Source organism: Streptomyces sp. NPDC050759 (genome assembly GCF_044456945.1).
Classification (GTDB): Bacteria; Actinomycetota; Actinomycetes; order Streptomycetales; family Streptomycetaceae; genus Streptomyces.
Genome location: NZ_JBITGI010000005.1, coordinates 453,758 through 480,121, shown reverse-complemented (window position 1 = coordinate 480,121; position 26,364 = coordinate 453,758). Strand labels below are relative to the sequence as shown.

General features: G+C 70.3%; 25 protein-coding genes. 10 read left to right on the top strand and 15 right to left on the bottom strand.

From position 1 onward, the window contains the following. Positions 1 to 33 precede the first annotated feature (33 nt). From ACIBJB_RS18735 to ACIBJB_RS18725, 3 genes are all read right to left on the bottom strand, one after another. On the bottom strand, positions 34 to 1,674 hold the full coding sequence (locus tag ACIBJB_RS18735; RefSeq protein ID WP_398931773.1) for a polyamine aminopropyltransferase: 1,641 nt from the start codon (positions 1,672 to 1,674) through the stop codon (positions 34 to 36). A 113-nt stretch (positions 1,675 to 1,787) separates the two neighbouring features. Then, positions 1,788 to 2,312, bottom strand: a complete 525-nt coding sequence (locus ACIBJB_RS18730) for a DUF2617 family protein (RefSeq protein WP_398931771.1) — start codon at positions 2,310 to 2,312, stop codon at positions 1,788 to 1,790. A 433-nt stretch (positions 2,313 to 2,745) separates the two neighbouring features. Beyond that, positions 2,746 to 3,045, bottom strand: coding sequence for a hypothetical protein (locus ACIBJB_RS18725; protein WP_398931769.1), 300 nt, complete (start codon positions 3,043 to 3,045; stop codon positions 2,746 to 2,748). Positions 3,046 to 3,175: 130 nt separating this feature from the next. On the opposite strand from ACIBJB_RS18725, the gene ACIBJB_RS18720 reads away from it, so the two are divergent. Further along, a complete protein-coding gene (locus tag ACIBJB_RS18720) occupies positions 3,176 to 4,366 on the top strand; it encodes a pyridoxal phosphate-dependent aminotransferase (protein WP_398931767.1) in 1,191 nt (396 codons plus the stop codon). Positions 4,367 to 4,417: 51 nt separating this feature from the next. Here ACIBJB_RS18720 and ACIBJB_RS18715 read toward each other — a convergent pair whose 3' ends face one another. From ACIBJB_RS18715 to ACIBJB_RS18705, 3 genes are all read right to left on the bottom strand, one after another. Beyond that, complete coding sequence (locus ACIBJB_RS18715) at positions 4,418 to 4,681, bottom strand: type II toxin-antitoxin system RelE/ParE family toxin (protein WP_398931765.1); 264 nt, start codon at positions 4,679 to 4,681, stop codon at positions 4,418 to 4,420. Continuing rightward, the gene (locus ACIBJB_RS18710; RefSeq protein WP_005483715.1) at positions 4,674 to 4,943 is read right to left on the bottom strand and encodes a type II toxin-antitoxin system Phd/YefM family antitoxin; all 270 of its coding nucleotides are present in this window, start codon (positions 4,941 to 4,943) and stop codon (positions 4,674 to 4,676) included. Before ACIBJB_RS18710 ends, ACIBJB_RS18715 begins: the two co-directional genes overlap by 8 nt. A 243-nt stretch (positions 4,944 to 5,186) precedes the next feature. Then, positions 5,187 to 5,711 (bottom strand): YbjN domain-containing protein, encoded by a 525-nt coding sequence (locus ACIBJB_RS18705; RefSeq protein WP_057614696.1) that lies wholly within the window; start codon positions 5,709 to 5,711, stop codon positions 5,187 to 5,189. Positions 5,712 to 5,851: 140 nt separating this feature from the next. On the opposite strand from ACIBJB_RS18705, the gene ACIBJB_RS18700 reads away from it, so the two are divergent. Beyond that, positions 5,852 to 6,343: a hypothetical protein gene (locus ACIBJB_RS18700; RefSeq protein ID WP_398931762.1), complete on the top strand. Its 492-nt coding sequence runs from the start codon at positions 5,852 to 5,854 to the stop codon at positions 6,341 to 6,343. 48 nt (positions 6,344 to 6,391) lie between these two features. Here ACIBJB_RS18700 and clpB read toward each other — a convergent pair whose 3' ends face one another. Continuing rightward, positions 6,392 to 8,989, bottom strand: coding sequence for an ATP-dependent chaperone ClpB (gene clpB / locus ACIBJB_RS18695; RefSeq protein ID WP_398931760.1), 2,598 nt, complete (start codon positions 8,987 to 8,989; stop codon positions 6,392 to 6,394). Between the two features lie 128 nt (positions 8,990 to 9,117). Here clpB and ACIBJB_RS18690 point away from each other — a divergent pair, with 128 nt between their 5' ends. Beyond that, positions 9,118 to 9,531 (top strand): pyridoxamine 5'-phosphate oxidase family protein, encoded by a 414-nt coding sequence (locus tag ACIBJB_RS18690; protein ID WP_398931758.1) that lies wholly within the window; start codon positions 9,118 to 9,120, stop codon positions 9,529 to 9,531. Between the two features lie 129 nt (positions 9,532 to 9,660). Here the strand turns inward: ACIBJB_RS18690 and ACIBJB_RS18685 are convergent, their stop codons facing one another. Continuing rightward, positions 9,661 to 9,996 (bottom strand): hypothetical protein, encoded by a 336-nt coding sequence (locus ACIBJB_RS18685; RefSeq protein ID WP_028809089.1) that lies wholly within the window; start codon positions 9,994 to 9,996, stop codon positions 9,661 to 9,663. Between the two features lie 297 nt (positions 9,997 to 10,293). Between ACIBJB_RS18685 and ACIBJB_RS18680 the strand changes: the two genes are divergently transcribed. The 3 genes from ACIBJB_RS18680 to ACIBJB_RS18670 are packed head-to-tail and all read left to right on the top strand — an operon-like array spanning position 10,294 to position 13,294. After that, positions 10,294 to 11,331 carry a helix-turn-helix transcriptional regulator gene (locus ACIBJB_RS18680; protein WP_398931756.1) on the top strand — a complete coding sequence of 346 codons (1,038 nt, stop codon included), beginning with the start codon at positions 10,294 to 10,296 and terminating at the stop codon, positions 11,329 to 11,331. After that, entirely contained in the window at positions 11,328 to 12,305 is a 978-nt protein-coding gene (locus tag ACIBJB_RS18675; RefSeq protein WP_398931754.1) for a LuxR C-terminal-related transcriptional regulator, read from the top strand. The genes ACIBJB_RS18680 and ACIBJB_RS18675 overlap by 4 nt, the downstream gene beginning before the upstream one ends. After that, entirely contained in the window at positions 12,302 to 13,294 is a 993-nt protein-coding gene (locus tag ACIBJB_RS18670) for a LuxR C-terminal-related transcriptional regulator (RefSeq protein ID WP_398931752.1), read from the top strand. Before ACIBJB_RS18675 ends, ACIBJB_RS18670 begins: the two co-directional genes overlap by 4 nt. Here ACIBJB_RS18670 and ACIBJB_RS18665 read toward each other — a convergent pair. Next, a complete protein-coding gene (locus ACIBJB_RS18665; protein ID WP_398931750.1) occupies positions 13,257 to 14,285 on the bottom strand; it encodes a LuxR C-terminal-related transcriptional regulator in 1,029 nt (342 codons plus the stop codon). The two genes, ACIBJB_RS18670 and ACIBJB_RS18665, sit on opposite strands and share 38 nt — an antisense overlap. Before the next feature lie 307 nt (positions 14,286 to 14,592). On the opposite strand from ACIBJB_RS18665, the gene ACIBJB_RS18660 reads away from it, so the two are divergent. The 3 genes from ACIBJB_RS18660 to ACIBJB_RS18650 are packed head-to-tail and all read left to right on the top strand — an operon-like array spanning position 14,593 to position 17,920. Continuing rightward, positions 14,593 to 16,134, top strand: coding sequence for a circularly permuted type 2 ATP-grasp protein (locus tag ACIBJB_RS18660; RefSeq protein WP_398931748.1), 1,542 nt, complete (start codon positions 14,593 to 14,595; stop codon positions 16,132 to 16,134). After that, positions 16,131 to 17,063 (top strand): alpha-E domain-containing protein, encoded by a 933-nt coding sequence (locus ACIBJB_RS18655; protein WP_398931746.1) that lies wholly within the window; start codon positions 16,131 to 16,133, stop codon positions 17,061 to 17,063. Before ACIBJB_RS18660 ends, ACIBJB_RS18655 begins: the two co-directional genes overlap by 4 nt. Positions 17,064 to 17,065: 2 nt before the next feature. After that, the gene (locus tag ACIBJB_RS18650) at positions 17,066 to 17,920 is read left to right on the top strand and encodes a transglutaminase domain-containing protein (RefSeq protein ID WP_398931744.1); all 855 of its coding nucleotides are present in this window, start codon (positions 17,066 to 17,068) and stop codon (positions 17,918 to 17,920) included. 67 nt (positions 17,921 to 17,987) lie between these two features. Here ACIBJB_RS18650 and ACIBJB_RS18645 read toward each other — a convergent pair whose 3' ends face one another. Continuing rightward, positions 17,988 to 19,091: a sugar ABC transporter substrate-binding protein gene (locus tag ACIBJB_RS18645; protein ID WP_398931742.1), complete on the bottom strand. Its 1,104-nt coding sequence runs from the start codon at positions 19,089 to 19,091 to the stop codon at positions 17,988 to 17,990. A gap of 240 nt (positions 19,092 to 19,331) precedes the next feature. Here ACIBJB_RS18645 and ACIBJB_RS18640 point away from each other — a divergent pair, with 240 nt between their 5' ends. Continuing rightward, a complete protein-coding gene (locus ACIBJB_RS18640; protein WP_398931740.1) occupies positions 19,332 to 20,981 on the top strand; it encodes a fibronectin type III domain-containing protein in 1,650 nt (549 codons plus the stop codon). Positions 20,982 to 21,033: 52 nt separating this feature from the next. Here ACIBJB_RS18640 and ACIBJB_RS18635 read toward each other — a convergent pair whose 3' ends face one another. From ACIBJB_RS18635 to ACIBJB_RS18615, 5 genes are all read right to left on the bottom strand, one after another. Continuing rightward, positions 21,034 to 21,480, bottom strand: coding sequence for a heat shock protein transcriptional repressor HspR (locus tag ACIBJB_RS18635; protein ID WP_352387581.1), 447 nt, complete (start codon positions 21,478 to 21,480; stop codon positions 21,034 to 21,036). Positions 21,481 to 21,485: 5 nt separating this feature from the next. Then, a complete protein-coding gene (gene dnaJ / locus ACIBJB_RS18630) occupies positions 21,486 to 22,667 on the bottom strand; it encodes a molecular chaperone DnaJ (protein ID WP_398931737.1) in 1,182 nt (393 codons plus the stop codon). Between the two features lie 45 nt (positions 22,668 to 22,712). After that, the gene (gene grpE / locus ACIBJB_RS18625; protein WP_398931735.1) at positions 22,713 to 23,369 is read right to left on the bottom strand and encodes a nucleotide exchange factor GrpE; all 657 of its coding nucleotides are present in this window, start codon (positions 23,367 to 23,369) and stop codon (positions 22,713 to 22,715) included. Next, on the bottom strand, positions 23,366 to 25,213 hold the full coding sequence (gene dnaK / locus ACIBJB_RS18620; RefSeq protein ID WP_069764469.1) for a molecular chaperone DnaK: 1,848 nt from the start codon (positions 25,211 to 25,213) through the stop codon (positions 23,366 to 23,368). The genes grpE and dnaK overlap by 4 nt, the downstream gene beginning before the upstream one ends. Before the next feature lie 94 nt (positions 25,214 to 25,307). Then, complete coding sequence (locus ACIBJB_RS18615) at positions 25,308 to 26,339, bottom strand: MraY family glycosyltransferase (RefSeq protein WP_398931732.1); 1,032 nt, start codon at positions 26,337 to 26,339, stop codon at positions 25,308 to 25,310. Positions 26,340 to 26,364 lie beyond the last annotated feature (25 nt).

Here is a 26,364-nt window from a genome sequence, read left to right as displayed (position 1 = left end):
CCCGTTGGTGGAAAGTGACCGCGCCCTTCGGTCTCAGTAGCGCGGATGCACCAACGTCGACGTCGGCAGCCCTACGATCCGGGTCGCCTCCGCCGCCCTCCGCGCCGCCCCCAGGGACTCCCGCGTCAGGGTCGCCGGCCTCGGCCCCCGGGCGCCCGGGCCCAGTGCCGGGCGTGCTCCCGGTGAGGCCAGCACGAAGCCCCAGTCGCGCGGTGCGCGGGAGGCGCCGGCCGTGCGGTCGGGGCCCGCGGCGAAGCCGGAGTCGCGGCCGCCGACGCGGTACGGGGTGGTGTGCAGACCCGCCGCACGCATCGTCGACTCCACCGTCCAGAAGACCCGGGGTCGGGAGGAGACCGGCCCCGCGTGCACGACGAGACGGCCCCCGGGGGCCAGGACACGGCGGACCAGGCCGTAGAACTCCGCCGAGTACAGCTTGGTGCTCGCGGTGATGCCGGGGTCGGGCAGATCGGCGATCACCACGTCGTACGACGGCACGGGCGCCGCCGTCCGCAGCCGGCGGAACGCGTCCGCGGTGGTCACCCGCACGCGCGCGTCGCCGTACACATGGCCGTTGAGCCGGGACAGCGCCGGGTCGCGGCGGGCCAGGTCCACCACCGCGGGGTCGATCTCGACGATGTCGACCCGCCGTACGTCCGGGTACCTCAGCACCTCGCGGGCGGCGAGGCCGTCGCCGCCGCCGAGGACGAGCACGCGCGCGTGGGTTCCGTCCATCGCGGGGGTGACGAGGGCCTCGTGGTAGCGGAGCTCGTCACGGCCGCTGACCCGCAGGCGGCCGTCGAGGTAGAGGCCGAAAGGGCGGCCGTCGGTGCCGCCGGTGAGGACGACCTCCTGGATGCCGGTCTGGAGGGCGACGCGCACATCCTGGCCGTAGACGGCCTCGCGCGCGGCCTGCTCGAAGTCGTCGACGAGGACGGCGGCGGTGGCGAGGACGCCGAGCACGGCGAGGTTGGCGGCCATCAGCAGCCAGCGGGCCCGGCGGGTCAGGTCGCGGCGGAACAGGCCGAGGACCAGGGCACCGCCCGCGACCGCGTTGACCGCGCCGGTGAGCATCGCGCCGGTCAACTGGCCCAGCTGCGGCAGCAGGAGGAAGGGGAAGGCCAGGCCGCCGACCAGCGCGCCGACGTAGTCCGCCGCGAACAGGTCGGCCACCGCGCCGCCCGCGTCCTGGCGGCGGATGCGCTGGATCAGCTCCATCAGCAAGGGGACTTCGGCGCCGATGAGCAGACCGATGGCGAGGGAGAAGGCGACGAGGAGCCAGCGCGGACCGCTCGCCCACAGTCCGCCCCAGTCGCCGGTCCACGCGAAGACGGCGTACAGCGCCATCGCGCTGCACCCGCCGACCAGCGCGAGCAGCGCCTCGAGCGCGCCGAAGGCCGCCGCCGCGTGCCGCCGCAGCCGCTTGGCGACGAGCGAACCGATGCCCATCGCGAAGACCATGACGGACAGCACCACGGAGGCCTGGGTGACCGAGTCGCCGATCAAGTACGAGGCGAGAGCGACCAGTTCGAGCTCGTACACCAGTCCGCAGGCCGCGCAGACGAAGACACAGGCGAGGACGAGGAAGCGGCCCGTGCCGGGACGGACGGGCAGCCGCGCAGGCCCGGCCCAGGACGGCGGAGCGCCGGGCGGAGCGGGAGCGTGCGGCTCGATCACGTTGCGACGGTACGTCACGGATGAGGCACGCTTCGTCACCCACACGTGTGGAACTGAGGAGCGACCGGGGACCAGGGGTTTGGAGCAAACCGGGGAACAGGGGGCTGCGTGGCTCAGCCCGCCGTCCCGACCGGGACCCGGACCCCGACCCGTGTCCGCGTGGCCACCAACTGCCCGTCCTGCGGATACGCGTGCCAGGTCCGCCAGTGCACCTGCCCGTCGTACCGCTGGGCCAGCAGCGCCGTGAACGCGAAGGGGCTACCCGGGAAAACCCCCGCCAGCCCGTTCGGGTGGTCGGACACCAGCGCCAGCAACTCCTGTGCCCGTCCGGCGAACTGACCCGGCGACAGCGCCTCGACACGCGCGGCGAACTCGTACTCCCAGTCCCCCACCCGCTTGGCCACGCCCAGGGGCAGGGGCGTACTGCTGCCGGCGATGCACGCCACCGTCTCCGAACAGGTGCCCCGATCCTCCTCCAAGAGCACTTGGTGGGACGCGCCGAGGAGTCTCAACTGAAGCTTTCCCCCGCCGATTTCCAGGTCGAGCGTGGCCAGGGCGGGCAGCGGCTCGCGCCCCAGGGCCCAGGCGAGGTCGGCCGCGCGCGTGTCGGTGTACGAGGTGTTCAGGGTCGTGAGCATGGATCGGCTCCGCTAGCACGCAAAGAAAGGGTGGTGTGGGGTTCCGGCACGCCCGGGCGACTGTGGGGGGATCGGCCCGGTCAGCCCAGTCGGGAGGTCAGGAGGTGTCCGTGGGACGTCCGAGGGGCTGCGTTGGTGATTTAGAGGGAATCATGAACAGTGGCGCCGCCACAGCGTTTTTACCCAACTTCGTGGGGTTTCCATCCCTCCGTGGGCTCCCCAGCTCATCTGTTCAACCACGGCGTGCGCCACGGCGGCCGGAGCGTGCGCCGGAGCACCGGAGCGAAAAAGTGACAAGCGGGGGCGTGCGTCACAGCGCCGAGCGGGGGTGTGGGTCCCGACCCAGGTCCGGACCCACACCCCCCGTTCCCCCGTTCCCCCGTTCCCCCGTCTCCGGATGCGGTTCCCCCTGCCGGAGCTCAGCTGCCCCGTGTCAGCTGCCTCCCCCGCATCCGCCGCCGCCGCAGGACGACCCGCCACCACAGGACGACCCACCGCCGCAGGAGTGGCCACCGGAGTGGCCGCCGGAGTCGCCGCCCGACGAACCGCAGGACGAGCCGGCGCCGCCCGTCGCGCTGCCGGCCCACCAGCTGTCCCGGTGCGCCCGGGACCCCCCGCCGCGGGGCGCCCTGACCGGCTTGACCAGCTTGACGCTCTTCTTCCTGTTCGCGGCGGACACCAGGGCCCCGATGAACAGGACCGCGAACACCGCCAGGATGATGCCGATGGCCATGGCCCACCCTCCTTCCGTTACCCCCTCGAAGCGACCCCCCGTGGGCGCCTCGCCGGTTGCGTGAGCTGGAGATGCCCCTCTGTCTCACGGGCCAAAGCAGAGTTGAGGAACTCCAGAGCTTGGGCGCAGGATGACCGGCATGACCTCCAGCGCGCGCCCCCTGCTCAACCGCCGTCTCGCCGAGTTCGGGACGACGATCTTCGCCGAGATGTCCGCCCTGGCCCTGCGGACCGGATCGATCAACCTGGGCCAGGGCTTCCCCGACACGGACGGCCCCGAGGAGGTCAGGGAGGCGGCCGTACGGGCGTTGCGGGACGGGCGGGGCAACCAGTACCCGCCGGGGCCCGGCGTCCCGGAGCTGCGCACGGCGGTCGCCGCGCACCAGGAGCGCCGCTACGGCCTGGCCTACGACCCCGACACCGAGGTCCTGGTCACCGCCGGAGCCACGGAGGCCATCGCCGCCGCCCTGCTCGCGCTGGTGGAGCCGGGTGACGAGGTCGTCGCGTTCGAGCCGTATTACGACTCCTACGCGGCCTGTATCGCGATGGCGGGCGGGACCAGGGTCCCGGTCACCCTGCGGCCGCACGAGGGCAGCTTCCGCCTGGACCTCGACGAACTGCGCGCCGCGGTCACCGACCGGACCCGCCTGCTCCTCATCAACACCCCGCACAACCCCACCGGCACGGTCCTCACCCGCGAGGAGCTCACGGCGATCGCCGAACTGGCCGTGGAGCGGGATCTGCTGGTGGTCACGGACGAGGTCTACGAGCACCTGGTCTTCGACGAGGCCGAACACCTGCCCCTCGCGACCTTCCCGGGGATGCGGGAACGCACGGTCTCCATCGGTTCCGCCGGCAAGACCTTCTCCTTCACCGGCTGGAAGGTCGGCTGGATCACGGCGGCGCCTGGTCTGGTCTCGGCGGTCCGCTCGGCGAAGCAGTTCCTGACGTACGTCTCCTCCGGCCCGTTCCAGTACGCGGTCGCCGAGGCCCTCGCCCTCCCGGACAGCTACTTCGACGCCTTCCGCGAGGACATGCGGGCCAAGCGGGATCTGCTGTCGAGCGGCCTGGCGGAGGCCGGGTTCAAGGTCTTCAAGCCTGCCGGCACCTACTTCGTCACCACCGACATCCGCCCCCTCGGCGAGAGCGACGGCTTCGCCTTCTGCCGCGCGCTCCCCGAGCGCGCGGGCGTCGTCGCCATCCCGAACGCGGTCTTCTACGACAACCGGGAGGAGGGGGCGCCGTTCGTGCGGTTCGCTTTCTGCAAGCGCACGGAGGTGCTGGAGGAGGCGGCCGCCCGGCTCAAGACGCCGACCGCATGAGCGCGGCACCGCCGCATCGGGAGTCCGGAACGGGTCAGTGAACAGGAGCGCTCAGGTGTCATGGACGGTGGAGCGATGCCCGACGTGTACGACCCACACCACCAGCTCGCCGTTGTCGATCGTGTAGATCACGCGGTAGTCGCCCACCCGTAGGCGGCGCCGGTCGGGCTGGGAGACGAGGGCCGTGGTGTTGAACCCCGTCGGGTCGCTCTCCAGCTCAGTCAGCTTGGCCAAAATACGGAGGGCCATGTCTCGCGGGACCTTGCGGAGTTCGGCCTGAGCCTCGGCTCGGAAGACGGTGCGGTACTCACTCACTGCGCGCCAGCGTCTCCCTCATGATGTCCTCGATCGGGATGCCGGGTGCCGGGTTGGTCATGCGCTCGTCGATGATCCGGTTGATCTCGCGCTCTTCCCACTCCTGGTATTTGCGCAGCACCTCGATGGACACCACGGCGGCGACCTGCTTGCCGCGCCGGGTGATGACGGTAGGTACGTCGTCCCGGTCGGCCCGCTCCACGACCTCGGCCAGGTGCGCCCGGACATCGCGGATGGACTCTATGGGCATGGGCTGCGTCATGCGCCCAAGGGTACCGAGTGTCTCATGTGTACACAACGGCTCACTGAAGCCGAAAAGTTACCCACAGGCTGTGGACGGCCGCCACACTGGCCCGGCCCGGCCGGCTCGCCCATGTGCCGGTACGTACGGCGACAGCCCGGCCCCGGCACGCGGCCGTGGTGGCCGGTGCCCTGGCCGGGCCGTCGTTCGCCTACGGCGCGTATCTGGTCGCGATCGCCGATACGCCCGGTAGCGGGAGGACGCCTACTCGTCGTCCTCGGGCTTCTCCGCGTCGTTGACGTCCTCCTCGAGGCCGAGCTGTTCGACGAGCCACTTGTCGAACTCGATGGCGGCGCGCACCCAGCTGACGGTCGAGGAGACGAAGTGCTCCAGGCTGACGCCGGTGCCGATGAGCATCTGCGCCTCGCCGATCAGACGGACGGTGCCGTCGTCATGGGTGTGGCTGTAGACCTTGGGCCACAGGGTGCGCCGGTTCCAGTCGTCGATGGACTCCAGCAGCGTGGGCTTCTCGTCGATCTGGTGGGGCCGGTCGTAGAACGTCCGCACCGAGAAGACCTGCTGGTCACCTTCGCCGCGGAACATGAAATACGTACGGAACTGCTCCCACGGCGCCGCGAGGTCACCCTCGTCGTCGACGACATACTTCAGCTCCATCTGGTCGAGGAGCTGCTTCACAAGATCCTGATCCGGGACGACGGGGCCCGCCGGTCCTTGCTGCGGCTCGGGCTGGCCCCCGAAGTTCGGAATCGAGGACGGGTCGATGGTCACCGTGAATTTCCCTTCGTAATGATTCCGCCATCCTCCCCCATCCGGGGAGGGGGGTGGCAAGCCCAGACGGAACCTGTCCTCCCAGGGCTGACATGATCCGGTCAGCCACGGAAAACAGCGGCCGAAGAAACGGGGAACACATGACACAGACGGAGACCGAAACGGTGCCGGAACAGGTCCGGCCGGGCAGGACCAGATGGGGCGTTTTCACGGCGATCCTGGCCGTGCCGACCCTGGTGGTGGCGGGCCTGATCGCGCTGCTGGTCGCCTGGCTGTTCACGGACGACTCCGTCGACACGGGCGTCCGGAAGGTCTCGTGCACCGAGGCGTTCGCCTACGGCGAGGCGAAGCCGCCGACCGGGGCACGCGACCTCGCGTGTGTCCTGGAGGCCGCGCAGGACCCCCGGTACGAGGCCCGCTTCCGGCTGCCGCGCGCCGAGGTGAACGCCTGGGTGGCGGCCAGCTACCCGGACGGTCCGGGACTGCGGAACGTGCAGTGCGGCGGCGGCGCCGACGTCGAGGCGTGCATGAACCGGGGCCCGGTCGCCGGGCAGAGTTCCTCCGTGCAGCTGGAAGTCACCTACGACGGGTCGAACTGGTCCGTGGTGCGGTTCGTGGCGTTCACGCCGTGACGAGGGGGGTGGCACCCACCCGCACCCACCCCCTCGTCATCGCACTCCTCAGAGCGTCTTGCCGGTCGCCGGGCCCACGATCAGCCCGTCGCCGAAGGCGTCCACCCGGACCGTGTCGCCGTCCTTGACCTCGCCGGACAGGATCTCCTTGGCGAGCCGGTCACCGATGGCGGTCTGGACGAGGCGGCGCAGCGGGCGGGCGCCGTACGCCGGGTCCAGGCCCTCGACGGCGAGCCAGTCCAGGGCCGCGTCGGTGACCTCCAGGGTGAGCCTGCGCTCGGCGAGCCGCTTGGCCAGGCGGTCGATCTGGAGCCGTGCGATGCGGCGCAGCTCGTCCTTGGTGAGGGCCGAGAAGACGACCAGGTCGTCGAGCCGGTTGAGGAACTCCGGCTTGAAGGAGGCCCGGACCACCTCCAGGACCTGCTCCTTCTTCTCCGCCTCGCTGGTGATCGGGTCGACCAGGAACTGGCTGCCCAGGTTGGACGTCAGCACCAGGATCGCGTTGCGGAAGTCGACCGTACGGCCCTGACCGTCCGTCAGGCGACCGTCGTCGAGCACCTGGAGCAGGATGTCGAAGACCTCCGGGTGCGCCTTCTCCACCTCGTCGAGGAGCACCACGCTGTACGGCCGCCTGCGCACCGCCTCGGTCAGCTGGCCGCCCTCCTCGTAGCCGACGTACCCGGGGGGCGCGCCGACCAGCCGGGAGACGGTGTGCTTCTCGCCGTACTCGCTCATGTCGATGCGGACCATCGCCCGCTCGTCGTCGAAGAGGAAGTCGGCGAGGGCCTTGGCGAGTTCGGTCTTTCCGACACCGGTGGGGCCGAGGAAGAGGAAGGAGCCGGTGGGCCGGTCGGGGTCGGAGATACCGGCCCGGGTGCGCCGTACGGCGTCGGACACGGCCCGCACTGCCTCGCTCTGGCCGATGAGCCGCTTGCCCAGCTCCTCCTCCATGCGCAGCAGCTTCTGCGTCTCGCCCTCCAGCAGGCGGCCCGCCGGGATGCCGGTCCAGGCGGCGACGGTGTCGGCGATGTCGTCGGCGCCGACCTCCTCCTTGACCATGGTGTCCTTGGAGACCTCCTCCTCGGCCTCGGACGCGGCCTCCAAGTCCCGTTCCAGGGTGGGGATCTCGCCGTAGAGCAGCTTGCTGGCGGTGTCGAAGTCGCCGTCGCGCTGGGCGCGTTCGGCCTGGCCGCGCAACTCGTCCAGCTTCTCCTTCAGTTCACCGACCCGGTTGAGGGACTGCTTCTCCTTCTCCCAGCGGGCGGTCAGGCCCCGCAGCTCCTCCTCCTTGTCGGCGAGGTCGCGGCGCAGCCGTTCCAGGCGCTCCCGGGAGGCCGGGTCGGTCTCCTTGACCAGCGCGAGCTCCTCCATCTTCAACCGGTCGACACCGCGCTGGAGTTCGTCGATCTCCAGGGGCGAGGAGTCGATCTCCATACGGAGGCGTGAGGCCGCCTCGTCGACGAGGTCGATGGCCTTGTCGGGCAGGAAGCGGGAGGTGATGTACCGGTCGGAGAGGGCCGCCGCGGCCACCAGCGCGCTGTCGGCGATCTGGACCTTGTGGTGGGCCTCGTAACGCCCCTTGAGGCCGCGCAGGATGGCGATGGTGTCCTCGACGGTGGGCTCGGCCACCAGCACCTGCTGGAAGCGCCGCTCCAGGGCGGGGTCCTTCTCGATCCGCTCGCGGTACTCGTCGAGGGTCGTGGCACCCACCATGCGCAGCTCACCGCGGGCCAGCATGGGCTTGAGCATGTTGCCGGCGTCCATGGAGGAGTCCCCGCCGGCGCCCGCACCCACGACCGTGTGCAGCTCGTCGATGAAGGTGATGATCTGCCCGTCGGAGTCCTTGATCTCGGCGAGGACGGTCTTCAGCCGCTCCTCGAACTCACCGCGGTACTTGGCGCCGGCCACCATGGCGCTCAGGTCGAGCGAGACGAGCCGCTTGTCCTTGAGCGACTCGGGCACGTCTCCCTTGACGATCCGCTGGGCGAGCCCCTCGACGACGGCGGTCTTGCCGACGCCGGGCTCACCGATGAGGACGGGATTGTTCTTCGTACGGCGGCTGAGCACCTGCACGACCCGGCGGATCTCCTGGTCGCGGCCGATGACGGGGTCGAGCTTGCCGTCCCGTGCGGCGGCGGTGAAGTCGGTACCGAACTTCTCCAGGGCCTTGTACTGGCCCTCGGGGTCGGCGGTGGTCACTCTGCGCCCTCCTCGGGCCTTCTGGAAAGCTTCGAGCAGCTTCTTCGGGGTGGCGCCCTGCCCGGTCAGCACCTCGGCGGCCGGTCCGCCCTTGGCGGCGATGCCGATGAGCAGGTGCTCGGTGGAGAGGTACTCGTCGCCGAGATCCTGGGCACGGGCCTGCGCGTCGGCGATGACGGACAGCAGGTCGCGGTTGGGCTGCGGGGGCGCGACGGTGGACCCGGCCACGCTGGGCAGCGAGCCGAGCACCTTCTCGGCCCCGGTCCGCACGGCGGCCTGGTCGGCGTCGACGGCCGCGAGCAGGTCGACGATGTTCTCGTTGTCCTGCCCCTGGAGCAGAGCGAGGAGCAGGTGGGCGGGGGTGAGGTCCGGGTGTCCCTCGGTCACGGCCCGGTTGCTGGCCGCGTTGATGGCGTCCCGGCTCCGGTTGGTCAGCTCGGCATCCACGTGTCCGTACTCCTCCTCGGTGTCAGCTCCTGTACCGACTCCTGTTACTGACTCAGTCAGCGTACATAAAGTTGAGTCTATTCCACTCAAGGCAGTCCGTGGGAGGAACGGGGGACTAGCGTCCCGGCATGACCTCCTACGCCCAGGATCCGGGTGCCCCGGACCCGTCGTTCCTCAGCTTCTGGCGGGAACGGCATCTGTGCACACTGACGACACCGCGCCCGGACGGGAGCCCGCACGTGGTGCCCGTCGGGGTGACATACGACCCCGAGGCCCGTCTTGCTCGGGTGATCGCGAGCCGGACGAGCGCGAAGGTACGGCACGTGCTGGCGGCCGGCGAGGGCGGGGCGGCGGTGGCGGTGTGCCAGGTGGCGGGGCCGCGGTGGGCGACGCTGGAGGGGCGGGCGCAGGTCCGCACGGAGCCGGAACGGGTCGCGGAGGCGGTGCGGCGATACGCCGAGCGCTATGAACGGACCCCGGCGCCGAACCCGCTGCGGGTGGTCATCGAGATCTCACTGACGGGCGCGATGGGACGTTTTTGAGCCACGGCCCGATCGTCCGATACCCGGAAATGTCCCCCAAAACTGCAGCGGCGTCACCGTGTTCAGGTCACGGTGACGCCGCTGCGGGGGGAAGCACCTGAGCGATCTTGTTAAGACGGGGGAATCGCGTCAGGCACTGCGGGGGGTGGCTGAGATGGTCCGGGGGGTGGGGGTTTCCGGTTCCACCAGCCGATGGTCTCGTTGGTCCAGGTTCACAAAGATCATTCCGTACCGGATGGCACACCGAACGGGCTGCGGCGCCCCCCGAGGCCGCCGCAGACACCGGTACGCCCGCACGTCCTCGTCCTCGTCGCGCGTGACGACCACCGGTTCGCCGAAGACGGTCACCATCAACGAGTCACCGGGGTGGGGGATCGCGGTGACGAGGTCGATGAAGTGCCAGCCGGAGCGGTAGGCGGTGGCCATCTCTCTGCGGAAGGAGCGGTCGTCGGGTGGAGTAGTCATGTCAAGACCAGATGCTGTCGGCGGGGAAGAGCTGAGCACTCTCGTCGGCAGGCGCAGTCGACGTCACCGCCACTGACCCGGCATCCCCGGATTGCGCGTCACCCTTCACAGCAGAGAGGCCACTCAGTGTTCCGAAGGCCACAACGGCGGAGAAGGCGGCGACAAGCACCGAGCGAAGCATTCTCTTCCTCATAGTCGGCTTCGTCCTCACTTGAAGGTCCCCTCTTCCCCCGTCGGATAAGACGATGGCTCATTCAGGCACGTCATGGCCACACAATCAGTGCATCATGTTCCTGCATGTTCAGGACCCTGGGGGGTGGAGATTTGACAGCAAATCGGACCAACGCGACACATCCCCATGCGATTACTGAACTATGTGCAGAGGGTGAGCGCTTGTATGCGAATGCCCTGCGCACAGGACGCATCGCCCGCGCTGACGTGGAACCCGCGCCGTGCCTGATGGAATACGCCCTTCTGCACCCCGACCCCGACGACGTGAACTGGCTGCGCCCCGTGCCGCCCTCCGTCGCACTGGCCCAGCGTCTCAATCCGATCGAACGCGAGATCTCGGAACGCCGACGGACGTCGATCGAGCTGGCCGAGGTGTTCGAACCGTTCATGGCCCTCAGCGCGCAGGGAACGGCACCGACGCACGCCATCACGGTGCTGGAGGGCCTGGACCGGATAAACGCGGCTCTCGACCTGGCCACGGAGCAGTGCCGGAACGAGATGCTCACGATCCAGCCCAGCGCCAACCACCCCGAGCGCAGGGTCATCGAAGGACTGGAACGCGACAGGACCCTCACCGAGCGGGGCGTCCGGATCCGGACCCTGTACCAGCACACGGCGCGCTACAGCCCGGCCCGGCTCGCCTACATGGAGCGGTTCGCCGACGGCAAGGTGGAGTACCGGACCATCGACGAGCTGGTGGAACGGCTCATCATCTGCGATGAGTCCGTTGCCTTCCTCCCCGTCCGTGACGACCGCCAGGTGGCCCTGGAACTCCGGCACCCGGGCCTCGTCGGCTACCTCATCAAGGTCTTCGAGTTCATGTGGAGTCGCGCGGTACCGCTGAGCGCCGGGGCTCCCTACGAGACCGCTTCCGACGGCATCACCGACATCCAGCACTCCATCGCCAAGCTCCTCATCGAGGGCCACGTCGACGAGGCGATAGCCCGCCGCCTGGGCATGAACGTACGCACCTGCCGTGCCCACATCGCCAAGCTCGCGACCGCCCTGGGAAGTGGCAGCCGCGCCCAGCTCGGCTTCCTCATAGCGCAGTCGGGCATCCTGAAGCCCGACCAGCCGGCATCCGGGGGAGACGACCGCCCGTGACCGGGTCTCACACGCACGGAACGGAGGAGCTGTGCGAGGCGGGCCTGAGCCTGTACACGCGCGCGCTGCGGGAAGGACGGGTACGGGCCGCGGAAGCGGACGGGGCGCCGTGTCTGGTCGACCTCGGTCTGCTGCAGCCGGACCTCGGGGACCTGCGGTGGCTGCGACCCATCGCTCCGGCCTTCGCCCTCCACCGCCTGCTGCGTGGCGTGGAGGAGCGCATCGCGGACGAACGGCGGCGCGAGGAGCGGCTGGCGGCGACGTTCGAGCCTCTGGTGGGGATCTCCGGCGCACTCGCCGAGACGCCGACGATCAGTGTCCTCAGCGGTCTCGACCGTATCGGCGAGGCCATTGAACGGACCGTGTCGGGCACTTCAGGTGAGATGCTCGCCATTCAGCCTCACACCCATCACGTCCCCGCTGCCGGAATCTATGCCGAAGCTCTGGTCCGCGACCAGGCCCTGCTCGACCGCGGCGGCCGTATCCGCACGCTCTACCAGCACACCCAGCGCCACGCGCCCAGCATCCTGGCCCGCTACGAACGGCTGCACGGCGACGTCGAAGCCCGCACCCTCGACGAGGTCACCCAGCGCCTGATCGTCGTCGACCGCGACATCGCCTTCATCCCCGCCAACCAGGACCGCACCCTCGCCCTGGAGATCCGCCACCCCGCCATCGTCGACTTCCTCGTCACCGCCTTCGACCGGCTGTGGCGGCTGGCCACCCCGATGTACCCCGAAGCGGTGCAGCAGCCCACGCGCGACGGCATCACACCCCGTCAACGCGCCATCGCCGCGCTCCTCGTCGAGGGCCACACCGACGCCGTCATCGCCGACCGCCTCGGCATGAACATCCGCACCGCCCGCGTCCACATCGCCAAACTCGCCGCCACCCTCGGCAGCGAGAGCCGCGCCCAACTCGGCTATCTCATCGGGCAGTCCGGGATTCTCGGCCAGGAGGACACGGGCGAGTGAGCACGGCGGCGGCCCATCCGGAGCACGGCCCGGAAGACCCGTGCCCGGAAGGCATCGAGGTCTACGCACGCGCCCTGCGCGAGGGGGGCATCGACAGGCAGGACGCCTCGCCCGTCCCGTGCCTCCTCCACACCGGGCTGCTGCGGCCCGACGCCCGGGACCCCGCCCGGCTGGAGGCCGTACCGCCCGCCCTCGCCCTGCACCGCATGCTCCGCGCCACCACGGACCGCGTGGCGCACGAGCGGCGGCGTGAGCAACGGCTCGCCGAGGCGTTCGCGCCGCTCCTGCGGATCGACGGGCGCGGTGCGGCGGTCGCGGAGAACCCGGCGATCAGAGTCGTCAGCGGTACCGGCCCCATCAACAAGGCCATCACCGAGGCCATGGCCGGCACCGTGCGCGAACTCCTGTGTGTGCAGCCCAACGTCCACTACAGCGACAGCCGGGGCGCCGCCGCCCAGGTCGTGGCCATGGACCGGGACCAGGCACTCCTGGACCGCGGCGCCCGTATCCGCACCCTGTACCAGCACACCCAGCGCCACATGCCGCTCGTCCTCGCCCGCTACGAGCAACTCCGCGGCGACGCCGAGGCCCGCTCCCTGGACGAGGTCACCGACCGGCTCATCGTCGCCGACCGGACCGTCGCGTTCATCCCCGCGGGCGAGGACGGCACGGTCGCGCTGGAGGTGAGGCACCCGGCCCTGGTGGAGTTCCTGGCCGCCACCTTCGACCGGCTGTGGTGGCAGGCCACGCCCATGTACCCGCAGATCGTGCACCGCCCGAGCCTCAACGGCATCACGCCCCGTCAACGGGCCATCGCCGGACTGCTCGTCGAGGGCCACACCGACGCCGTCATCGCCGACCGACTCGGCATGAACATCCGCACCGCCCGCGTCCACATCGCCAAACTCGCCGCCACCCTCGGCAGCGAGAGCCGCGCCCAACTCGGCTACCTCATCGGACGGTCCGGGATTCTTGACCGGGGAGCGTGATCGAGGGCACGGCCGTCGGGCCGTCCAGGCCCACCTGCGCTATGCGAACACCCAGTTGCGTACGACTGGCCGCCCCGAGCGTCTCCGACAGTCGCGCGATATGGGCCCGGCAGGTGCGCACGCTGATCCCCAGCCGTTCGGCGATCACCGCGTCCTGGTGGCCCTCGGCCAGCAGCGCGGCGATGGACTGCTCGCGGTGGGAGATGCCCTCGATGCCGGTGTCCGGGAGGGGGGCGGTGAGGGGGATCGCCAGGCGCCACAGGCGCTCGAAGACCGTCAGCAGGTACTCCACCAGCGCCGGGTGGCGCAGCTCCAGGGCGAGGGTGCGGTCGGCGTTCGCGGGGATGAAGGCCACCGTGCGGTCGAAGAGGATCAGCCGGTCGATGACCTCGTCCAGTGTCCGCGCCTGGACCGAACCGCCCATCAACTCCAGGTAGTTCAGGAGTCCTTGGCCGTGCCGGGCCACATGGGTGTACAGGTCCCGCATCCGCACGCCCCGGCCGCGCAGCGCCAGCGCCCGGTGCAGGCCCTCCGTCAGCTCGTGCTCGGGGCGGATGCCGCCGGGCTGCACCGTGAGGACCTCTGTCGTGCACGCCTCGGTGGCCTCGTCCATCGCGGCCTGGATCCGTGAGAGGCCGTCGAGGACCCTGATCGCGGTCCCCTCACCGGCGCCCGGCACCACACTGGGCCCGAGACCGGCGTACCGCTCGACCGCCGCGACCGCCGCCCCCACCCGCTGCTGGCTCGTGCTGACCTCGTCGTAGACGCCGCGCAGCAGCCGGGTCATGACCTCCTGCGGTGCCGTCGGCACCAGCCAGTCCATGTCGTCGGGGTCCGGGTGCAGCAGGGCCAGTTCCAGCAGACAGGGCACCGGCCCCGCGTCGGCGCGCGGCACGCGGCCGCGCCGTACGGCCCGCGAGTACACCCGGTCCCCGGCCTCGCACAGCCGGTCGGCACCGTGTGGATGGTCGTCCGTCCTGAGCCCGGCCATCGCCCATCCCACCCCCGGTTCCCGCGTCTACCGCCCTCTTGTGCTGTTTTCCCATCGGGGCGTGGAAGCCCCCAGGCTCCGCCACTATGCGCGGCCCCGACCCGCTCCGCAACACGGCTCCTCGGGCCGGCGCCGGGAAAAACGGCCGGTATACCCCGTTACCTCCGGGCCTCCGTCCGCCCGTCTGCAACAAGCTGCTCCCCCGCCCGGCCAGGACCGTCCCCGTGCGGAACAACCCGCTCCGCGCGTCAACTCCCGGAAATCACGCAGTGATCATCCCGTTACCTGCCGCACTTAACGTCAGGTCATGGCGGACATATTTGACGCATACGCGTTGGCCGACGCGTGGGACGAGATGTTCGAGCGGCCGGGTGAGGTCAGGACCGCCTACGAGCCGGTGCTGGCCGCACTCCAGCCGATCGAACCGAGCGAACTCAGGTTCCGGGCCGACCAGATGGCCCGGGCGTTCACCGACCGGGGCGTGACCTACGCCTTCGCGGGCGAGGAGCGGCCCTGGCCGCTGGACCTCGTGCCCAGGATCCTCGACGCCCTCGAATGGGATCTCATACAACGCGGGGTGAGCCAGAGAGTCAGAGCCCTGGAGGCCTACCTCGCCGACGCCTACGGGCCCGCCCGTGCCTTCGAGGACGGTGTCGTGCCCTGGCGGCTGCTGCTGAACTCCCCGCACTTCCACCGCGCCGCCCACGGGCTCGAGCCCACGGGCGGCGTCCGCATCCATGTCGCCGGCATCGACCTGGTCCGGGACGAACAGGGGGACTTCCGGGTCCTGGAGGACAACGTCCGGGTTCCCAGCGGCGTGTCGTACGTCATCGAGAACCGGCGCGCCATGACCCGCGTCTTCCCGTCCCTCTTCGCCGAGCAGCATGTGGTTCCCGTCGACGGCTACGCGCAGAAGCTGCTCGCCGCCCTGCGCGCCGCCGCGCCCGACGGCGTCCAGGACCCCCGGGTGGTGGTCCTGACCCCCGGGCCCAGCAACGCCGCCTACTTCGAACACGCCCTGCTCGCCCGGCTGATGGGCGTGCAGCTGGTCGAGGGCCACGACCTGGTCTGCCGCAGCAACCGGGTGTGGATGCGCACGACACGCGGAGAAGTGCCCGTCCACGTCGTATACCGGCGCCTGGACGACGACTTCCTCGATCCGCTCCACTTCCGCCCCGACTCCGTGATCGGCTGCCCGGGCATCCTCGGCGCGGCCACGGCGGGCCATGTCACCCTCGCCAACGCGGTCGGCAACGGCATCGCGGACGACAAGCTGCTCTACACCTACGTCCCGGACCTGATCCGTTACTACCTCTCAGAGGAACCGATTCTCCCCAACGTGGAATCCTTCCGCCCCGACGAACCCGGCCAGCTCGAGGCCGTCCTCGACCAGATCGACAAGCTCGTCGTGAAGCCCGTCGACGGGGCCGGCGGCCAGGGCATCGTCATCGGGCCGAAGGCGGACCGCGAAACCCTGGAGAGGACCCGTGAGGCCGTCCGCAAGGACCCCCGCGGCTTCATCGCCCAGCGCCCCGTCGCCCTGTCCACCTCCCCCACCCTGGCGGGCGAGCGCATGGCGCCCCGCCACATCGACCTGCGCCCCTTCGCCGTCAACGACGGCAACGACATCTGGGTCCTGCCCGGCGGCCTGACCCGGGTCGCCCTCCAGGAGGGCAACCTGATCGTCAACTCCAGCCAGGGCGGCGGCTCCAAGGACACCTGGGTGCTCGCCGAGGGCCCCGCGGAGCCGCCCACACCCGCCAACGGGACCGCCCTCCTGGACATCGCCCCACGTCAGCACGGTCCCGACGGCAACCCCACCGTCGTACAGGAAGGGGCCCAGCAGTGAACGACGTGATCCTCTCGCGGATAGCCGAGGCACTGACCTGGACCGGCCGTTACGTCGAGCGGGCGGACAACACCGGCCGCATTCTCGACGCCTACCTCCACCGCCTGCTGGAGGACCCGTGGCGCGACGAGGACGTGGCCTGCCGGTCGCTGTACGCGATCCTCGGCGTCGACGCGGGCGGCACCCGGGTCGACATGCAGCAGGTCCTCGACCAGCTCGCCTTCGACGCCCGCTCGACCTGCTCCATCGAGGGCGCCCTCGGCGCGGCCCGGCTGAACGCCCGCAGCGCCCGTGAGGCCGTCTCCTCGGAGATGTGGGAGTGCCTGAACTCCACCTGGCACGCGCTGGCCGACCAGCGGCTCGCGGCCCGCCGTACCGGCCCCTACGCCTATCTGGAACTCGTACGGCGGCGCGCGGCGCTCTTCTTCGGTCTCGCCGACTCCACCATGAGCCGCGACGACAGCTGGCGTTTCGTCGTGCTGGGCCGCAGCCTGGAACGGGTGGACATGACCGTACGGCTGCTGTCGGTCCGGGTCCTGGACGCGCCCCACGCGCCCGACTGGCCGACCCTGCTGAGCGCCTCGGGCGCCGACGAGGCGTACGCGCGCGTGTACGGCGGTTTCGGCGACACCCCGCGCGTCGCCGAATTCCTGCTCCTGGACCGCGACTTCCCGCGCTCCGCGCTGCACGCGCTGACGACGGCGGAGGAGTGCCTGACCGCACTCGGCCGGCCCCGCCAGGACCCCGCGCGCCGCCCGATCGGCCGGATGCGCACCCGTCTGGAATACCTCGACCTGCACGCCCTGGAGGAGCAACTCCCGCTGCTGCTCGGGGACCTGCAAACCGCGTGCATGGCCTCCGCGGAGGCGGTGGCGGAGCGGTTCTTCCCGTACCAGGGGCCCGTCGAGTGGGCCCAGGAAAGAGCGTGAGCATGACCACCCCCGCATCCCGCCGCCTCCGGATCAAGCACACCACGAAGGTCTCGTACGCCCAGCCCGTGGCCTCGTCCCACAACGAGGTCCGCATGACCCCGCTGACGCTGCCCGCCCAGACCACCCTGGACGCCCGGGTCACCGTCAACCCGACCACGCCCACCTGGTCGTACTGGGACTACTGGGGCACCCAGGTCACCGGCTTCGACCTGATGGACCCGCACGGCCATCTCACCATCACGGCCTCCAGCCTGGTCGAGACGTCCCGCCCGGAGCCGCTGCCGGCCGCGCCCACATGGGACGAGGTGGCCGAACGCGTCGCGGGGTCCCGCCTGTTGGAGTTCGCGAGCCCGACGGGCCGTACGACGGTCCCGCCGAAGCTGATCAAGAAGGCCCGGAAGGCGGCGGCCGGCCTCGACCCGCACGAGACGGCGGTCGCGGTGTCGGCGCTGGTCGCCGACCGGGTGTCGTACCTCCCCGGCACGACCAGCGTGAACACCTCGCCCGCGGAGGCCTGGGAGCAGGGCGCCGGCGTCTGCCAGGACATCACCCATCTCACCGTCGCCCTGCTGCGGGGTGCCGGCCTCCCGGCCCGCTATGTCTCCGGCTACCTCCACCCGGAACGCGACGCCGAACTCCACCGGCCCGTCGCCGGGGAGAGCCATGCCTGGATCGAGTACTGGGCGGGCGACTGGTGCGGCTACGACCCCACCAACCGCGTCCGCGCCGACGAGTCCCACGTGGTGGTGGCCCGGGGGCGCGACTACGACGACGTGACGCCCCACAAGGGCGTCTACCGGGGCGTACCCGGCGGATCGCCGGAGGTCACGGTGGAGTTCACGCGGGTGGCGTGAGCGGGCGGGCGGGCGGGCGGGCGGAGGGAGTTTCCGGGGGGTTCCGGTTCCCTCCGCCCCGGTACGGCTACTTCAGGCCCGCCGCCGCGCAGTCGCTCTTGAACTGCGCGGTGCAGATGTCCTTGATCGTGTAGATGCCGTCCTTGACGACCGTGCTCTTGATGTTGTCCTTCGTCAGGGCGACGACCTGGACGAGCTGGGCCGGGATGTTCTTGTTCGTAGGGCTGTCGACGCTGTCCGTGGCGAGGGCGTCGAACTGGATGCCCTTGCCCTGGACCTTCATGACGGCCATCTCGGCGGCGGCCTCCGCCTCGCCCGGGTACGGCTTGTAGACGCTCATGTACTGCTCGCCCGAGACGATCCGCTGCACCGCGGCCAGCTCCGCGTCCTGGCCGGTGATCGGCGGGATGTTCGTCATGCCCGCGTCCTCCATCGCCTGGATGGCGGCGCCGGCCATGGCGTCGTTGGCGGAGTAGACGGCCTTGATGTTGCCCTTGCCGAGCGAGCTGATCGCCTCGGCCATGTCCTTCTGGGCGGTCTCCGGCTTCCAGCCGTCGACGTCGTAGGTCTCGCCGATCGTCACCTTGCCGTTGAGTTCGGACATCGCGCCCGCCTTGAACTGTCCGGCGTTCGGGTCGGAGGGCGAGCCGTTGATCATGACGATCTTGTCGGAGGTGTCGATGCCCGAGCCGAGCGCCTCGACGAGGGAGCGGCCCTGCACCTCGCCGACGAGTTCGTTGTCGAAGGAGACGTACGCGTCGATCGGGCCCTCGGCGAGGCGGTCGTAGGCGATGACCGGAATGCCCGCGTCCTTGGCCTTCGTCACCATGTCCGCGATGGCGTGCGAGTCCACGGCGTCCAGCAGGATGACGTCGACCTTCTCGTCGATCATCTGCTGCATCTGGGTGGCCTGCTTCTTGGCGTCCGCCTCGCCGTTGGCGTAGAGGGTCTTGCCCTTCTTGTCCGTGAGCTCGGCGACCTTCCGCTGGATGATCGGGTAGTCGAACTCCTCGTAGCGGGTGTTCGTCTTCTCCGGCATCAGCACACCCACGGTGATGTCGTCACCCTTGGTCGGGCTCGCCTCGCTCCCGCTCGCGGCGCCGAGCGCCCCGCAGGCGGCCAGCGAGAGGGTCATCGTGGACGCGGCCACGGCTATGGCGATACGACGCATGGGGCTGCTCACTTCTGGTGCTTTCCGGACGCGGGCGCGGCATTGCGGCCCATGTGTCTGAAAAGACAACGCGGGGCCGCCCAACGACGTCAAGCGGAATCACTTAACGAGTGCGCAACGCCACTCTCCGCCGATGGTGTGAAGACTTGGCGCGAACACTAGTACAACCAACTTCACACCTGGCGAGTCGTGATCACAGCAGCCGCACAACTGCTGTTCCCCGTACGACCAGAGGATCGAATGAAGTCAGCCAGACGGACGACCGCAGCCGCCGTCGTCCTCGCCACCGCCGGCACCCTCGTCACCCTGACGGCGGCCCCCGCCTCGGCGGCCGTGTCGTGTGCCTCGCCCGTGTTCAAGCGGCAGTTCTACGCGAACACGAGCCTGTCCGGCACCCCGAAGAAGACCGACTGCGACACCGCGATCGACCAGAGCTGGAGCGGCGCCCCCGTCTCCGGCCTGCCGAAGGACAACTTCGGCGTCCGCTGGACCGTGACCCGCGACTTCGGCTCCGGCGGGCCCTTCGCGCTCAGCGCCACCGGCCTGGACGGCATCCGCGTCTACGTCGACGGCGTCCGCAGGATCGACCTGTGGAAGAACGTCTCCACCACGGTCAAGAAGACCGCGAACGTGACGATCCCGTCCGGCAAGCACACCCTGCGGATCGACTACGCCAACTTCACCGGCGCCGCCAAGGTCAAGGTCACCTACGCGCCCCGCACCTCCGCCGACGTCGACAAGGTCAGGCCGCTGGTCCCGACCGGCACTTCGGTGTCGTACGACAACGCCACAGGCAAGGCCAAGGTCACCTGGGCGAAGAACAAGGAGATGGACCTCGCCGGCTACCGGGTCTACCGGCGCCTGAAGGGCACCTCCTTCGGCAGCAAGCCGCTCACGACGACCACCTCGGCGTCGTACACCGACAGCGCCCTTCCGGTGACCGGCGACACGTACTACTACGAGGTCCGCGCCTACGACAAGGCGGGCAACGAGTCGGGCGGCACCGCCGACCAGGCCGTGGTGACCGCCGACCGGACCGCACCCGCGGCGGCCACCGGGGTGACGGGGCTGGGCACCACGGCGGGCAACTCGCTGACGTGGCAGGCGTCCTCGTCGAAGGATGTCGACCACTACGACGTGTGGGGCGCGCCCGTGGGACAGTCCGACCCCGACGGGCCCGAGCCGGTCTGGGGTACCTCCTGGACGGACGTGACGGCGGACGCCGGGACGGCGTACGCGTACAAGGTGCAGGCCGTCGACACGGCCGGGAACTTCGCGCCGGTCTCCGAGCCGGCCACGGTCACCCGTCCGGTCGCCTCGACCGTGCCCGCGCCGACCGGAGTCACCGGCACGCCCGCCGACGCGGCCACCGCTCTCGCGTGGGCCGCGGCCGACGGTGCCACGGGCTACCGCGTCTACCGGCGTACCGAGGTCAACGGCGCCTGGAGCCTGCTGGGCACCGCGCCCGGCACGTCGTACGAGGACACCTCCGCCCCGAAGGGCAAGGCCTTCTACTACGTGGCCGCCGTCGACGCCCAGGGCGCCGACTCGGTGCCCTCCACCGAGGTCACCGTCGACCGGCTCACCCCGGCCACCGCGACCGGGCCGGCCGCGCCGAAGCTGACCCTGGTCACGAACGGGGTACCGGCACGCGCCCCCATCCAGGTCACCGCGGCCCCCGGCACGGGTGACGAGGGACGCGTCCTGAAGGGCTACGCGTGGGAGATCTCGGGCGCCTGCGGCGACAGCGGCACCCAGTTCTCCACCACCGGCACCCTCTCCTGGACGGCCCCCTGGAACGGCCCCTGCGTCGCCGAGGTGTACGCCGTGGACGCCTACGGCCGCCAGGGCACGCAGAGCGCCTCCGTGGAGTTCTTCAGCGGCCGTTGACCGCACAGGGGAAAGGGCCCGGAGAGATCTCCGGGCCCTTTCCCCTGTCTGCCTAGTCCCTGGCCTTCTTCGGCCGCCACACCACCAGCGCGCTGGTCTGCTGGACCTCCTGGTACGGCACCAGGTCACGGCGGTACGACGCGTGCACCGCCGCCTCACGCTGCTGCATGGCCGCCGCGGCCCCCTCGACGGCCGCCTGGAGCTCGGCCACCCGGGACTGCAGGGCGGCGACCTGGTTCTCCAGTTCGATGATCCGCTTGATCCCGGCCAGGTTGACGCCCTCGTCCTGCGACAACTGCTGCACCTGGCGCAGCAGTTCGATGTCGCGGGCCGAGTAGCGCCGGCCCCGGCCCGCGGTGCGGTCCGGGGACACCAGGCCCAGACGGTCGTACTGACGCAGCGTCTGCGGATGCAGTCCGGACAGCTGGGCCGCCACCGAAATGACGTAGACCGGGGTCTCCTCGGTCAGTTCATACGGGTTGCGTCGACGACCGTCCATCTCGATCAAGCTCCCTTCGCGGCCTGGAACAGCTCCGCCCGTGGGTCCTCACCCACGGTCGCCTCGCGATACGCCTCGAGCGCGTCACGAGCCTTCCCCGACAGCTCGGTCGGGACACTCACCTCGACGGTGACCAGCAGATCGCCCCGGGTGCCGTCCTTGCGGACCGCGCCCTTGCCCCGCGCCCGCATGGTGCGGCCGTTGGGCGTGCCCGGGGGCAGTTTCAGCGTGACGGCGGGGCCGTTCAGCGTCGGCACCCTGACCTCGCCGCCGAGCGCCGCCTCGGAGAAGGTCACCGGGACCGTCACCGTGAGGTTGTCGCCCTTGCGGCCGAAGACGGGGTGCGCGTCGACGTGCACGGTGACGTACAAGTCGCCCGCGGGGCCGCCGCGTTCACCCGGTGCCCCCTTTCCGCGCAGCCGGATCCGCTGGCTGTCAGACACTCCGGCCGGGATACGGACCTGCATGGTGCGGGAGGACTTCGCCCGCCCGGAGCCCTTGCAGATCTCGCAGGGGTTCTCCGCGATCAGGCCGCGGCCCTTGCAGTCCGGGCAGGGGTCCGTGAGGGAGAACCCTCCGCCGGAGCCCCTCGCCACCTGGCCGGTGCCCACGCACGTCGGGCACACGCGCGGGTTGCCGTTGGCGTCGCCGGTGCCCGAGCAGGCCTTGCAGGGGGCCTGCGAGGACATCCTGAGCGGGACCGTCGCACCCTCGATCGCCTCGGTGAAGCTGAGGGTGACCTCGGTGTCGATGTCCTGGCCGCGCCTGGGCTGGACGCGCGTAGTTCCGGAGCTGCCCCGGTTGAACAGGCCCCCGAAGACGTCTCCGAGTCCGCCGCCGAAGCCGCCGGCTCCCTGGCCCCCGCCCTGGGCGCCGCCTCCGAAGAGGTCGCCCAGGTCGAAGTTGAAGGAGCCGCCCGCGCCGGCCGGCCCCGGGCGGAAGCCGCCGTTGCCGAACAGGGCGCGGGCCTCGTCGTACTCCTTGCGCTTCTTGGGGTCACCGAGGACGTCGTTCGCCTCGGAGATCTCCTTGAAGCGCTCCTCGGCCTTGGTGTTGCCCTTGTTGGCGTCCGGGTGGAACTCGCGGGCGAGCTTGCGGTACGCCTTCTTGATCTCGGCCTCGGTGGCGTCCTTGGGGACGCCGAGGACCTTGTAGTAGTCCTTCTCGATGAAGTCCTTGGTGCTCATCCTCGACGCGCCCCCTTTCCGGTGTCCCGATCGTTCTCTTCGACCTCAGCCCTCCTCAGGGCCGTTGTCCTTGTCGTCGCCGGCCTCGGAACCGTCCTCGGCCTTGACCGTCTGCGCGCCCGGCTGCGGTTCGGCCACGGCCACCCGCGCGGGGCGGATGGTGCGCTCGCCGATGCGATACCCGGGCTGCAGAATCGCCACGCACGTCGTCTCGGTGACGTCGGGCGCGTAACTGTGCATCAGGGCCTCGTGGATCGTCGGGTCGAAGGGCTCGCCCTCCTTGCCGAACTGCTGCAGGCCCATCTTCGCCGCGACGGTCTCCAGGGACTCCGCGACGGACTTGAACCCGCCGAGAAGTTCCCCGTGTTCCCGCGCGCGGCCGATGTCGTCGAGCACGGGCAGGAGTTCGGTCAGGAGGTTCGCGATGGCGATCTCCTTGACCGTGATCCGGTCCCGCTCCACACGGCGGCGGTAGTTCTGGAACTCGGCCTGGAGCCGCTGGAGGTCCGCGGTGCGCTCGTCGAGCGACTTGCGCACCTGGTCCAGCTGGGCCGTCAGGCCGGCGATCTGCGCTGTTGCGTCCCCGGCCGGGGCCGCCCCCGCCTCCGAAGAGGGGGCGGCGGCCTTCGGCTCGGCGTCGTCGGGGGTGGCGCCGGAGGGGACGTCGGGCTTCTCGTCGAAGCCCGGGGTCTCCTCCGTCACGCGGCACCGTCCTTACGCTCGTCGTCCACGATCTCGGCGTCCACGACGTCGTCGTCCGCCTTGGCCTGGGAGGCACCGGCGTCGTCGGCGTCACCCGCGCCCTGCGCGGCCTGGGCGTCGGCGTACATGGCCTGGCCGACCTTCTGGGAGACCGCGGCGACCTTCTCGGTGGCGGTGCGGATCTCCGCGGTGTCCTCGCCCTTGAGCGCGGCCTTCAGCTCCTCGACGGCAGCCTCGACCTCGGTCTTGACCTCGCCGGGGACCTTGTCCTCGTTGTCCTTGAGGAACTTCTCCGTCTGGTAGACGAGCTGCTCGCCCTGGTTGCGGGTCTCGGCGGCCTCGCGGCGGCGGTGGTCCTCCTCCGCGTACTGCTCGGCCTCCTGGCGCATCCGGTCGACCTCGTCCTTCGGCAGCGAGGAGCCGCCGGTGACGGTCATCTTCTGCTCCTTGCCCGTGCCCAGGTCCTTCGCGGTCACGTGCATGATGCCGTTGGCGTCGATGTCGAAGGCGACCTCGATCTGCGGGACACCGCGCGGGGCCGGCGGCAGACCGGTCAGCTCGAACATCCCGAGCTTCTTGTTGTACGCCGCGATCTCGCGCTCGCCCTGGTAGACCTGGATCTGCACGGAGGGCTGGTTGTCCTCGGCGGTGGTGAAGATCTCGGACCGCTTGGTCGGGATCGTCGTGTTCCGCTCGATCAGCTTGGTCATGATGCCGCCCTTGGTCTCGATGCCGAGGGACAGCGGGGTCACGTCGAGGAGCAGGACGTCCTTGACCTCACCCTTGAGGACACCGGCCTGCAGGGCGGCGCCGATGGCGACGACCTCGTCCGGGTTGACGCCCTTGTTGGCGTCCTTGCCGCCGGTGAGCTCCTTGACGAGCTCGGCGACGGCGGGCATCCGGGTGGAGCCACCGACGAGGACGACGTGGTCGATCTCGTTGATGGAGACGCCGGCGTCCTTCATGACGTTGAAGAACGGGGTCTTGCAGCGCTCCAGGAGGTCCGCGGTCAGCTGCTGGAACTGAGCCCGGGTGAGCTTCTCGTCCAGGTGCAGCGGGCCCTCGGCGGAGGCGGTGATGTAGGGCAGGTTGATCGAGGTCTCGGTGGAGCTGGACAGCTCGATCTTGGCCTTCTCGGCGGCCTCGCGGAGGCGCTGGAGGGCCATCTTGTCCTTGGCCAGGTCCACGCCGTGACCGGACTTGAACTGCTGCACCAGGTAGTCGACGACACGCTGGTCCCAGTCGTCACCACCGAGGTGGTTGTCACCGTTGGTGGCCTTCACCTCGACGACGCCGTCGCCGATCTCGAGGAGGGACACGTCGAAGGTGCCGCCACCGAGGTCGAAGACGAGGATCGTCTGGTCGTCCTTGTCGAGGCCGTACGCGAGAGCGGCCGCGGTGGGCTCGTTGACGATACGCAGGACGTTCAGGCCCGCGATCTCGCCGGCCTCCTTGGTCGCCTGACGCTCGGAGTCGTTGAAGTACGCCGGGACGGTGATGACCGCGTCGGTCACCTTCTCGCCCAGGTAGGACTCGGCGTCCCGCTTCAGCTTCTGGAGGATGAAGGCGGAGATCTGCTGCGGGTTGAAGGGCTTCCCGTCCAGCTCCATCTTCCAGTCGGTGCCCATGTGACGCTTCACCGAACGGATGGTCCGGTCCACGTTGGTGACCGCCTGGCGCTTGGCCACCTCGCCGACCAGCACTTCGCCGTTCTTCGCGAAGGCGACGACGGACGGCGTGGTCCTGGCACCCTCGGCGTTGGTGATGACGGTGGGCTCGCCGCCTTCGAGAACGCTGACGACGGAGTTAGTCGTGCCCAGGTCGATGCCGACCGCACGTGCCATGGTTGATTCCTCCAGCTGACTTGAGTGGAACAGGCTCAAGTGTGCACGACCGCCGCGGCTCGGTCAACAGACCTGAGTCGTGCGGGCTCAACTCTTATCCGTTCCTTACGCGCAACTGGGTCGTGACCTGCGGCGATACCCGGCGCGGCACCTGGTGGGACTTCACGTTCGGCTTGACGCGAAGCAGCACGAGCACGACCACCAGGGCGACGGCGGCGACCCACAGGGCCGCGGTCGCGGCGACCCACCCGAGGTGCACGAGGGCCCCGACGAGTACCCCGCCGAAGGCCGCGACACCCAGGACGACGGACGCCCCCTGCGGAGTGAGGCCGAGCCGCCGCAACCGGTGGGCGAGATGGTCGGGGGCGGCACGCAGCAGCGGCCGCCCGGACAGCCCCCGGGCGAGAACGACGAGGACGACGTCGGCGGCCACCACCGCGTTCAGCGCGAACAACACCCCCGCACCGGAGCCGAGTTCCTGCCCCGCGCGGGTCGTCACGGCGGCGGACGCCAGCACGAACCCGGTGAACAGGGCCCCGCACGCGCCGAGTCCCACCCGCGCGGGATGCCAGTTGTGCATCAGGAACCCGGTCAGCGCGGCCGCCAGCACGCTCAGCAGGACGGCCACTCCGTCCATCACCTCGGCCGCCGCACAGGCCCCCGCCCCGAAGGCGGTGACGACCCCGACCGTCCCGGCGATCCCTTCGGCGTGGTCCAGCGCCTTGAACCCGAGGGCGACGAAGACGATCCAGCCGGCCGCGAGGAGCCCGGCGAGCACCCCTGTCTCCTCGTACGGCACGACACACACCGCCGCCATCGCCGTACCGCCCACGAGGAACCGGGCCTTGACCCGCCGTACGTCGGCGACGAGCCCGAGGAGGGCGACGGCGGCCCCGGCGACGAGCAGCCGCTCGACCTCGGGCCCCAGGGGTGTGGCCCCTTTCCAATCCCCGACCGCCGCGACCAGACAGGTGGCGACGACCACCGCCACACCGCCGGACAGCGGCATGGGTCGCCGCCATCGCCGGTCGACGATCCCGAGGCGCAGGGCGGGCACCCGCAGCACGGCGGCGAGCACGGCTGCGAGGAGCAGGGCGGAGGTTGCGGCGAGGATCCCATAGAGCACAAGCCCAAATTAGCGGCGTATGCAC